The organism is Streptomyces sp. NPDC004126 (assembly GCF_050275515.1).
Taxonomy (GTDB): Bacteria; Actinomycetota; Actinomycetes; order Streptomycetales; family Streptomycetaceae; genus Streptomyces.
Map to the genome: position 1 here is coordinate 162350 of NZ_JBNNPF010000015.1, position 9463 is coordinate 171812.

Genomic DNA, 9463 nt, shown 5'->3' on the forward strand with positions numbered 1-9463 from the left:
CTCAGCCCTTGCCGTCTTCGGTACTTCGGTCGGTTTCCCGCCCGGCGGTGTCGCGCAGCAGCTCCTGGAAGGCCGCGGCCACCACCTCGGGGTACTCCATCATCGCGACGTGCCCGGCCTCGGGCAGGCTCAGCAGCCGCGAGCCGCGGAAGTGCGCGGCGGCCTTGCGCGCCATACGGTACGAGACCAGTTGGTCGCGCCCACCGTAGACGAGGAGGGTCGGCGCGAGCACGCGCTGCGCCTGGCGCCACAGTCCGTGTTGCCCGCCGAGGGTGTACGCGTCGACGATCCCCCGCGAGGAACGGGTCATCGCGTCCCAGAAGTAGGGCAGCGCCATGCGCCGCTCCATCTCCTCGACGGCGGCGGTGAAGCCCTCCGCGGTCACCCGTGAGGGGTCCCCGTAACAGAGGTCCGTCACTCCCCTGGTGCGTTGTTCGGCCGTCAGCCCGACCGTGAGCCGCCCGAACAGGGCGGCCACGCCCGGCAGTGCCAGCAGCGCGGTGGGCACGGCCGACTTCTGCACGCGGAGCTCGGGCAGCGCGGGCGAGACGAGCGTCAGGGTCCGCACCAGGTCGGGCCGGACGGCGGCGACGCGGGTGGAGACGGCCCCGCCGAGGGAGTTGCCGAAGAGGTGCACCGGGCCGCGCCCGGCGGCGTCGAGGTGGCGGATGACGGCGCGGGCGAGCGCGGTCACCGAGTAGTCCCGGTCGGCGGGCGGCGGGGACCAGCCGAAGCCCGGCAGGTCCAGGGCCTCGCCGTCGACGGTGCCGGCGAGCCGCCGCATGAGCTCCGACCAGTTCTGGGAGGAACCGCCGAGTCCGTGCACGAACAGCGCGGGCGGCAGACCCTCCCGCAGCGGTGGCCGGAAACGTACGTTCATTTCCAGGCCCGGCAGCGCGACGGTGCGCAGCTGCTCCCCCTCGGCCACCCGGACGGCACCCACCTGGGAGGCCGCTTCGGCGGTGGACCGTACGCCCGGCGGCTCGGTCGAAGACATGGGCCAATGTTACGAGACGATCACGCCGGGCCCCTTGCGTTCTCTTGTGTTCGCGGTCACAGGACCATCTGGCGTCGCACTCCCGATCCTCCTAGGCTCGTAGTGAGTACGAGCGAAGGTGAGGGGAGCGGAATGACTGTCGACCCCGCGGAACCGGACACCTTCCGGGAACAGCTCCGGGAGTCCTTCGACGCCGAGGCTCCGGAGGCGGACGCCGCCGAGCAGCACACCGAGATCCAGCCGCAGGACGACGAGCCGCTCTTCGGCATGGACCGGGGCGAGGCCCCGGAGGCGGACGCCGCCGAGCAGGCCCGGGTGGTCCCGCTGGACGAGGAGGACTACCGCTGACCGCCCCGGCCGCCGCTCCGACGGGCGCTGACCAGCGTGTCAGGCATGTGTCCAAGCGGTCCGTACCGCGAGAAAACTCGGCTTGAACCCACCAGATTCGGTTACCGAAAAGTACGATGGCGGCGCGGCGCAGAGCGCACTGTGTTCTTAGAGAAAGTGGGAGGCGGCGTGACAGCCATCGAGCAGACCGAGGCAGCGCGTCCGCGGGGTACGCGGCTGCCGCGCCGTGCCCGGCGCAACCAGCTGCTGGGCGCGGCCCAGGAGGTTTTCGTCGCGCAGGGCTACCACGCGGCGGCGATGGACGACATCGCCGAGCGGGCCGGCGTCAGCAAGCCGGTGCTTTACCAGCACTTCCCCGGCAAGCTCGACCTGTACCTCGCCCTGCTGGACCAGCACTGCGAGAACCTGCTGCAGGCGGTGCGCGGGGCGCTGGAGTCCACGAGCGACAACAAGCTGCGCGTGGCGGCGACGATGGACGCCTACTTCGCGTACGTGGAGGACGAGGGCGGCGCCTTCCGGCTGGTCTTCGAGTCGGACCTGACGAACGAGCCGGCGGTGCGCGAGCGCGTCGACCGGGTCTCGCTCCAGTGCGCCGAGGCCATCTCGGACGTGATCGCCGAGGACACCGGCCTGTCGAAGGACGAGTCGATGCTGCTCGCGGTGGGTCTGGGCGGGGTCTCGCAGGTCGTGGCCCGGTACTGGCTCTCCAGCGAGAGCCCGGTGGCCCGTGACACGGCGGTGGGGCTGCTGACCTCGCTGGCCTGGCGCGGCATCGCCGGTTTCCCGCTGCACGGCACGGAGGCCTGACCGGCCCTGTTCGCTGCCAGCGTGTCCGCCGCGAGCCGATCGTGTCCCCTCTCCGGGCTAATGTGGACCGGGTACGGCGCGGCTGATCGCGCGAAACGGACCGTCGGAGGGACAAAGCCGTGGAGGTCAAGATCGGCGTGCAGCACGCACCCCGGGAGATCGTGCTGGAGAGCGACCTGAGCGCCGAGGAGCTGGAGGCCATCGTGGCCGCCGCGCTGTCCGGCACGGCGCCGCTGCTGAGCCTGACCGACGTCAAGGGCCGCAAGGTCCTCGTGCCGTCCGACCGCCTGTCGTACGTCGACCTGGGCGAGCCGAGCGTGCGCAAGGTCGGTTTCGGGGCGCTCTGACGCTCTTCGAGGCACCCAGCAACGAAGGAAACGGCCCGGCGGATGGTTCCGCCGGGCCGTTTCCCTTTCTTCCGCTTCGGGTAGGACCGCAGTGACCCGGTTCGCCCTGACGCATGGGAGTGACCAGATGCTGCTGATGGAGGCGCTCGGCTCCGGTCTGCTCGGCCTCGCTCTGGCCGGCACCGCCTCGCGGGTCCTCGCGACTCGACTGCCCTCCACCAGAACGGTGCTGGTCAGCGGGGTGGTCGGGGCCCTGTTCGGGGCGTACCTGACGCATATGTCACTGGGCCCGGGGCACAACACCCTGTTCGCGACGCTGCTGGGCGGCGCCGGCGTATCGGCCGTCGTCCTGTCCCTGCTGCTGCGCCCCGCCACCGGCTCCGGGAGGTCCCCCCGGCGCACTCCGTTTTCGCTCTCGTCGGGGGGCTGAGCGGGACTCGCGCCCCGCTGGAGCCGTGGCCGCCGGGGGCGGGACCGGAACGGACGGGGCCGGGGAGCACCCCCCGACCCGCGCGTCTCCGTGAACGCCCGGCACCGGCCGACCGGTACCGAGCCGGAACGGCCCCCGGCCGTCACGAGTCCCCGGCCGGAGCCGGTCCGACCGTCGCCGGTACAGCCCGTCCGGCTGTCGGCCGTCGGCCGCGGGCCGGAGCGGCCGGGCCCGGGCCCGAGGGCCCCGGCGACGCAGCCCGGCCGAACCCGGAAACCGCCCGGCCAGGGCTCAGGCGGCGAGGCCCAGGGCCGCCATGCGCTTGGTGTGCGCCTTGGTGATCCGGGTGAACATCTCGCCGACGGCCGCCAGGTCGAAGCCGGCCGCCATCCCGTCGACGCCGCCGACCAGCATGGTCGACAGCGCGTCGCGCTCGGCGACCACGCGCTGCGCCTGTGAGAGGGCCTCACCCATCAGCCGGCGGGCCCACAGCGCGAGCCGGCCGCCGCAGCGCGGGTCGGCCTCGATCGCGGCGCGGACCTTCTCCACGGCGAAGCCGCCGTGGCCGGTGTCGTCGAGGACGCCGACGACCAGGGCGCGGGTGTCGGTGTCGAGGTGGGTGGCGACCTCGCGGTAGAAGTCGCTGGCGATCGAGTCGCCGACGTAGGCCTTGACCAGGCCCTCCAGCCAGTCGGAGGGGGCGGTCTGGCGGTGGAAGTCGTCCACGCCCTTCGCGAAGGGCTCCATCGCGGCGGTCGGCTCTACGTCGATGGCCGCGAGGCGGTCCCGGAGCCGCTCGAAGTGGTGGAATTCGGCGGAGGCCATCTTCGCCAGCTCGGCCTTGTCACCCAGGCTGGGCGCGAGCTTCGCGTCCTCCGCGAGGCGCTCGAAGGCCGCGAGCTCCCCGTACGCCAGCGCGCCGAGCAGGTCCACGACGGCGGCCCGGTACTGGGGGGAGGCGGAGGCCGTCGCCCAGTCCTGGGCGGCGATGCCCTGCGGCTGCTCCTGGGCGTCGTCGTCGGCGGGAGATGCGTTTTCTACGGTCGACATGCTCCGCACAATAGCCCGCCCAAAGCCCCCACAAGTCACCACACCTGCGCACTGTCGGCCCCGGTAAACACGCCTACCTGGTGAATTCACCCGACACACCTGCGCGATTCCGAGGTACAGTGGTAATGCGCCTGCCGAGTACTCGGCGGGCCATCCGAATGAGGATGCCCGGTCGGTGGCCCGATCGGCTCCACCCGACCGCCCTCTGTGTGGTGGTGCGTCCATGCGCACCGTTCCGCACGAGGGGCCCCCTCAGCGGCAGAAGCGCTTGAGCGAAGGCCAGTGGTCCCGCGCAGCTTTGTATGTACACAGCAGTACTGCAAGCCCGGCACGGTAGGACCCCCCTCGCCGCCTCGCGCCGCGTCTCACAGAAGAGGCAGCACCCTGACTACGTTCCGAGAACTCGGGATCTTTCCCGAGACCGCCGAGGCCCTGGAAGCCGTCGGCATCGTGTCCCCCTTCCCGATCCAGGAGATGACCCTCCCCGTCGCCCTCTCCGGCACGGACGTCATCGGCCAGGCGAAGACCGGAACCGGCAAGACGCTCGGTTTCGGCCTTCCGCTGCTGGAGCGGGTCGTCGTCCCCGCGGACGTCGAGGCCGGCCGGGCCAGGCCCGACCAGCTCACCGACTCCCCGCAGGCCCTCGTGGTGGTTCCGACCCGCGAGCTGTGCACCCAGGTCACCAACGACCTGCTCACCGCGGGCAAGGTCCGCAACGTCCGCGTCCTCGCCATATACGGCGGCCGCGCGTACGAGCCGCAGGTCGAGGCCCTCAAGAAGGGCGTCGACGTGATCGTCGGCACCCCGGGCCGCCTGCTGGACCTGGCCGGGCAGAAGAAGCTCGACCTGTCCCGCGTCAAGGCCCTCGTCCTGGACGAGGCCGACGAGATGCTCGACCTGGGCTTCCTGCCCGACGTCGAGAAGATCATGAACCTGCTGCCCGCGAAGCGCCAGACGATGCTGTTCTCGGCGACCATGCCGGGCGCGGTCATCGGCCTGGCCCGCCGCTACATGTCGCAGCCGACGCACATCCGCGCCGTCTCCGAGGACGGCGAGGGCGCCACCGTCGCCAACATCGCGCAGCACGTCTTCCGCGCGCACAACATGGACAAGCCGGAGCTCGTCTCCCGCATCCTGCAGGCCGAGGGCCGCGGGCTCGCCATGATCTTCTGCCGCACCAAGCGCACGGCCGCCGACATCGCCGAGCAGCTGGAGCGACGCGGCTTCGCCTCCGGCGCCGTCCACGGCGACCTCGGCCAGGGCGCCCGCGAGCAGGCGCTGCGCGCGTTCCGCAACGGCAAGGTCGACGTGCTGGTCTGCACCGACGTCGCCGCGCGCGGCATCGACGTCGAGGGCGTGACCCACGTCATCAACTACCAGACGCCCGAGGACGAGAAGACCTTCCTGCACCGCGTGGGCCGCACCGGCCGCGCGGGCAACAAGGGCACCGCCGTCACCCTGGTCGACTGGGACGACATCCCGCGCTGGCAGCTGATCAACAAGGCGCTGGAGCTCGACTTCCACGAGCCCGAGGAGACGTACTCCACGTCCCCGCACCTGTACGAGCAGCTGAACATCCCGGCCGGCACCAAGGGCATCCTGCCGCGCGCCGAGCGCACGCGGGCCGGCCTGAAGGCCGAGGAGCTGGAGGACCTCGGCGAGACCGGCGGGCGCGGTGGCCGTGGCGGCCGCGGCGGTGCCGTGGTGACCGAGGAGCGCCCCGCGCGCACCCGTACGCCGCGCCAGCGCCGCCGCACCCGCGGCGGTACCGAGCTGGACACCGAGGCGGGCGTGGAGTCCCCGGCCGTGGCCGAGGCCCCGGTCGCCGAGGCTCCCGCCGCCGACGAGCAGCGTCGGCCGCGCCGCCGCCGGACCCGCGTGACCGCTTCGGCCGTCGCCGCGGTGGCCGAGGCCGCCGTGGTCGAGGCGCCGGTGGCGGTCTCCGCCCCGGTCGCGGAGGTCGTGGTCGAGGCCCCGGCCGTGGTCGAGGAGGCCCCGGCCAAGCCCAAGCGCACCCGGACCCGCAAGACCGCCGCCGCGGTGGTCGAGGCGCCGGCCGTGGTCGAGGCCCCTGTGGTCGAGGCCCCCGTCGCCGAGGCCCCGGTGGCCGAGGAGGCCCCGGCCAAGCCGAAGCGGACCCGGACCCGCAAGACCGCCGCGCCCGTGGAGACCGCCGAGGCCGCCCCGGCCGCGGTGGCCCCGGTGGCCGAGGCCCCGGCCGCCGAGGCCGCGCCGAAGAAGCCGCGCCGGGTCCCGACCCGCAAGGCCGTGGCCACCCCGATCCCCGACGTGGTCACCGGTGTGGTCACCGCGGCGCCCGCGCCCCGGCGGACCCGGGGTCGCAAGCCGGCCGCCGCCGCGCCGGAGCCGGACTTCCAGATGGCCCCGCCGACCGAGCCGGTCCGCACCACCCGCCGGTTCCGCTGACCCGGCCGGGCTCACGCCCGCAGGACGGCCCCGGTCCCCTTTCGAGGGGGCCGGGGCCGTTCCCGTATCCCCTGACGGTGCTACGGGCCGGTAACCTCGGGCCATGAGCAAGCCGCCGCGCCTCACCCTGCCGCCCGTCGCCCGCGCGTACCGCCTGACCACCGCCCGCGGCGGGTTCGCCGTGCACGAGGCGGGTGAACCCGTACACGGAACGGCCCTGCTGGTCCCCGGGTTCACCGGCAGCAAGGAGGACTTCATCGGCCTCCTGGAGCCGCTCGCCGCCGCCGGCTACCGGGTGGTCGCCGTGGACGGGCGCGGCCAGTACGAGACCCCGGGCCCGGGCGAGGAGACCGCGTACGAACTCCAGGAGCTCGCCCTCGACGTGCTGGCCCAGGCCGCGGCCCTGGAGGCCCCCGGCCCGCTCCACCTGGTCGGCCACTCCCTCGGCGGGCTGGTCTCGCGCGCCGCCGTGCTGCGCGACGCCTCCCCCTTCGCCTCCCTCACCCTGATGAGCAGCGGGCCCGCCGCCATCGCGGAGGACCAGCAGGCCCGGACGAAGCTGCTGGTCATGGCCCTGGAAGAGCTGAACGACACCGCGCCCGACACCTGCATGGAGACCGTCTGGGCCGCGATGCGGGCCCAGGACCCGGTGGACGCGGAGCCGGACTCCCCCGAGCTGGCGGCGTTCCTGCACGGGCGCTGGCTGCGCACCGTTCCGGAGCAGCTGATCACCACCGGGCGGTTGCTGGTCTCGGAGCCCGACCGGGTCGCGGAGCTGGCGGCGCTGCCGCTGCCGAAGCTGGTCCTGTCCGGGGTGGTCGACTACGCCTGGCCGGTGCCGCTGATGGACGAGATGGCCGTCCGGCTGGCTGCATCCCGGGTGGTGGTGGAGGGCGCCGAACACTCGCCGAATGCGGAGAACCCGCAGGTCACGGCGGGTGCACTAGTGGACTTCTGGCAGCCCTTTAGCGGCCGGTAGTTAGGTAAGGAAAAAATTTCCTTAGCGTAGGGAATGTTTCTCACGACGTCCCTGTTGAACCCTGTGCAAGGAGAACACCGACGAAGGGAGAAGCCGTGCGCTTCGAGATTCTGCGCCTGGACGACGTCGACGGAACCGCCGTGGACAGCACCGTCGTGGACGCGGCCTCCGTCAACCGGATCGTGCAGCAGGCGGCCGCCATCGGCCAGCGCATCCTGATCCGACCGGCCGAGAGTGCGTCCTCCTGACGATTTCACGCGCGAACGCCCCCGCACCGATCCGGTGCGGGGGCGTTCGTACGTCCGGGTGAGGCGGGCGGTCAGGAGCCGCGGACGACCTGGAGCACGCCGTTGATGATCTGCTGGACGGCGATGGCGGAGAGCATCATGCCGGCGAGACGGGTGACCAGGACGACGCCGCCGTCCTTGATGACCCGGATGATCACCAGCGAGTAGCGCATCGTCAGCCACAGCACGACGTGCATGGCCGCGATCGCCGTCCAGACGGAGAGCTGGCCGCCGAACCCGTCGGCCTTCTGCACGGCCAGGATGACGGACACGATCGCACCGGGACCGGCCAGCAGCGGCATGCCCAGCGGGACGAGCGCGACGTTGACGTCCTTGGTCTGCTTGGGCTCGTCGGTCTTGCCCGTCAGCAGGTCGAGCGCGATCAGCAGGAGCAGCAGACCACCGGCGATCATCAGCGCCGGGACGGAGACGTGCAGGTAGTCCAGGATCTGCTGGCCGCAGAGGCCGAATACGGCGATGACGCCGAAGGCCACGCAGACGGCCTGCCAGGCCATGCGGCGCTGCACCTTGGCGGGACGACCGGAGGTCAGGGCGAGGAAGATCGGCGTGATCCCCGGGGGGTCCATAATCACAAAAAGCGTGAGAAAAAGGGATCCGAAGACGGCGAAATCAAACACAGTGATGCCTTGCAGTGAGGGGTGTTACCAAAAAGCGGGAGGGGGACGTGTGGGCGCGGCGCTTACGCGCGGGCGTCTCCACCGGCGCCGGGCACGGGGAAGGCCCCCGCCGCGCGGCGCGTGATCTCGCCGTAGATCTCGGGGTCGGTCGTGTACTCCCCGAGACGGCAGGTCTTGCGGCTGCCGTGGTAGTCGCTGGAGCCGGTCGTCAGCAGACCGAGGTCCCCGGCCAGTCCGCGCAGCCGGGCGCGGGTGGCGGTGTCGTGGTCCATGTGGTCCACCTCGATGCCGTCGAGGCCGGCGGCCGAGAGCGCGGCTATCGCGGACTCGGGCACGCACTCGCCCCGCTTGACGGCGGCGGGGTGCGCGAACACGGTGACCCCGCCGGCCGCCTTGACCAGGCGGATGGCGTCGAAGGGGTCGAGCTCGTGCTTCTCCGCGTACGCGCGGCCGCCGTCGGCGAGCCAGTCCGCGGTGAACGCGTCGGACACGGTGGGGACGACCCCCAGCTCGACCATCGCGGTCGCGATGTGCGGGCGGCCGACCGAGCCGTTCCCCGCGATCCGGGCCACCTGCTCCCAGGTGACGTCGACACCGAGCCCCTGGAGCTTGCCGACCATGGCCTGGGCCCGAGGGGTCCGGTCGTCGCGCACGAGCTCCCGCTCACGGGCGAGCTCGGGCTCCTCGGGATCGAACAGGTACGCCAGCATGTGCATCCCGACGCCGTCGAGGCGGCAGGACAGCTCGGCACCGGTGACCAGCGTCAGCCCGGCGGGCAGCGCGGCGATCGCCTCGGCGTATCCCCCGACGGTGTCGTGGTCGGTCAGCGCGACCACGTCCAGCCCGGCCGCGGCGGCATTGCGCACCAGCTCGGCGGGGGTGTCGGTACCGTCCGAAGCGGTGGAGTGGGCGTGCAGGTCGATGCGCACAGCCGGACTCCAGGGTTCACGCGGACGGGGGACACTCCAGGGTACCGCCCACACGAACCGGAACCGCCCCGCCGGGCGGGCGGTGGGGGGCGGGGGTTGGGTGGGCGGGATCCTCTCGGGCGGTGGTCGGGGAGGGTTTGGGGGTTTCCCGTCAGTCCCATCGTCCTTCCGTGTCGGGCCGCCCTGTCAAGGGCGCTCCCTTCGGTCGCGTCGCTTCGCGATGT

11 protein-coding genes are annotated in these 9463 nt (G+C 72.5%); 7 read left to right on the plus strand and 4 right to left on the minus strand.

The features are described from left to right. Position 1 precedes the first annotated feature (1 nt). Entirely contained in the window at positions 2–997 is a 996-nt protein-coding gene (locus tag ACQKM2_RS17025; RefSeq protein WP_427710470.1) for an alpha/beta fold hydrolase, read from the minus strand. Positions 998–1129: 132 nt separating this feature from the next. Here ACQKM2_RS17025 and ACQKM2_RS17030 point away from each other — a divergent pair, with 132 nt between their 5' ends. From ACQKM2_RS17030 to ACQKM2_RS17045, 4 genes are all read left to right on the plus strand, one after another. Beyond that, positions 1130–1345 carry a hypothetical protein gene (locus ACQKM2_RS17030; protein ID WP_427710472.1) on the plus strand — a complete coding sequence of 72 codons (216 nt, stop codon included), beginning with the start codon at positions 1130–1132 and terminating at the stop codon, positions 1343–1345. A 168-nt stretch (positions 1346–1513) separates the two neighbouring features. Then, positions 1514–2152, plus strand: coding sequence for a TetR/AcrR family transcriptional regulator (locus ACQKM2_RS17035; RefSeq protein WP_007266374.1), 639 nt, complete (start codon positions 1514–1516; stop codon positions 2150–2152). A gap of 119 nt (positions 2153–2271) precedes the next feature. After that, positions 2272–2499, plus strand: coding sequence for a DUF3107 domain-containing protein (locus ACQKM2_RS17040; protein WP_362467386.1), 228 nt, complete (start codon positions 2272–2274; stop codon positions 2497–2499). 127 nt (positions 2500–2626) lie between these two features. Then, entirely contained in the window at positions 2627–2929 is a 303-nt protein-coding gene (locus tag ACQKM2_RS17045; protein ID WP_427710500.1) for a hypothetical protein, read from the plus strand. 291 nt (positions 2930–3220) lie between these two features. Here ACQKM2_RS17045 and ACQKM2_RS17050 read toward each other — a convergent pair whose 3' ends face one another. Further along, positions 3221–3979, minus strand: a complete 759-nt coding sequence (locus ACQKM2_RS17050) for a ferritin-like fold-containing protein (protein WP_427710474.1) — start codon at positions 3977–3979, stop codon at positions 3221–3223. 450 nt (positions 3980–4429) lie between these two features. Here ACQKM2_RS17050 and ACQKM2_RS17055 point away from each other — a divergent pair, with 450 nt between their 5' ends. The 3 genes from ACQKM2_RS17055 to ACQKM2_RS17065 all read left to right on the plus strand — a co-directional run bounded on the left by ACQKM2_RS17055 (position 4430) and on the right by ACQKM2_RS17065 (position 7633). Further along, positions 4430–6406, plus strand: coding sequence for a DEAD/DEAH box helicase (locus ACQKM2_RS17055; RefSeq protein WP_427710476.1), 1977 nt, complete (start codon positions 4430–4432; stop codon positions 6404–6406). 103 nt (positions 6407–6509) lie between these two features. Further along, a complete protein-coding gene (locus tag ACQKM2_RS17060; RefSeq protein ID WP_427710478.1) occupies positions 6510–7385 on the plus strand; it encodes an alpha/beta fold hydrolase in 876 nt (291 codons plus the stop codon). A 95-nt stretch (positions 7386–7480) separates the two neighbouring features. Continuing rightward, complete coding sequence (locus ACQKM2_RS17065) at positions 7481–7633, plus strand: hypothetical protein (RefSeq protein ID WP_007266367.1); 153 nt, start codon at positions 7481–7483, stop codon at positions 7631–7633. Positions 7634–7704: 71 nt separating this feature from the next. Here ACQKM2_RS17065 and ACQKM2_RS17070 read toward each other — a convergent pair whose 3' ends face one another. Both ACQKM2_RS17070 and ACQKM2_RS17075 read right to left on the minus strand, forming a co-directional pair. Further along, positions 7705–8310, minus strand: a complete 606-nt coding sequence (locus tag ACQKM2_RS17070) for a MarC family protein (protein WP_007266366.1) — start codon at positions 8308–8310, stop codon at positions 7705–7707. A 62-nt stretch (positions 8311–8372) separates the two neighbouring features. Beyond that, positions 8373–9239 carry a PHP domain-containing protein gene (locus ACQKM2_RS17075; protein ID WP_427710481.1) on the minus strand — a complete coding sequence of 289 codons (867 nt, stop codon included), beginning with the start codon at positions 9237–9239 and terminating at the stop codon, positions 8373–8375. Positions 9240–9463 lie beyond the last annotated feature (224 nt).

Bases quoted from the DNA above. Each gene is read 5' to 3' on its own strand.
- ACQKM2_RS17050 (WP_427710474.1), bottom strand. From the start codon at position 3,979: ATGTCGACCGTAGAAAACGCATCTCCCGCCGACGACGACGCCCAGGAG.
- ACQKM2_RS17030 (WP_427710472.1), top strand. From the start codon at position 1,130: ATGACTGTCGACCCCGCGGAACCGGACACCTTCCGGGAACAGCTCCGG.
- ACQKM2_RS17060 (WP_427710478.1), top strand. From the start codon at position 6,510: ATGAGCAAGCCGCCGCGCCTCACCCTGCCGCCCGTCGCCCGCGCGTAC.
- ACQKM2_RS17025 (WP_427710470.1), bottom strand. From the start codon at position 997: ATGTCTTCGACCGAGCCGCCGGGCGTACGGTCCACCGCCGAAGCGGCC.
- ACQKM2_RS17045 (WP_427710500.1), top strand. From the start codon at position 2,627: ATGCTGCTGATGGAGGCGCTCGGCTCCGGTCTGCTCGGCCTCGCTCTG.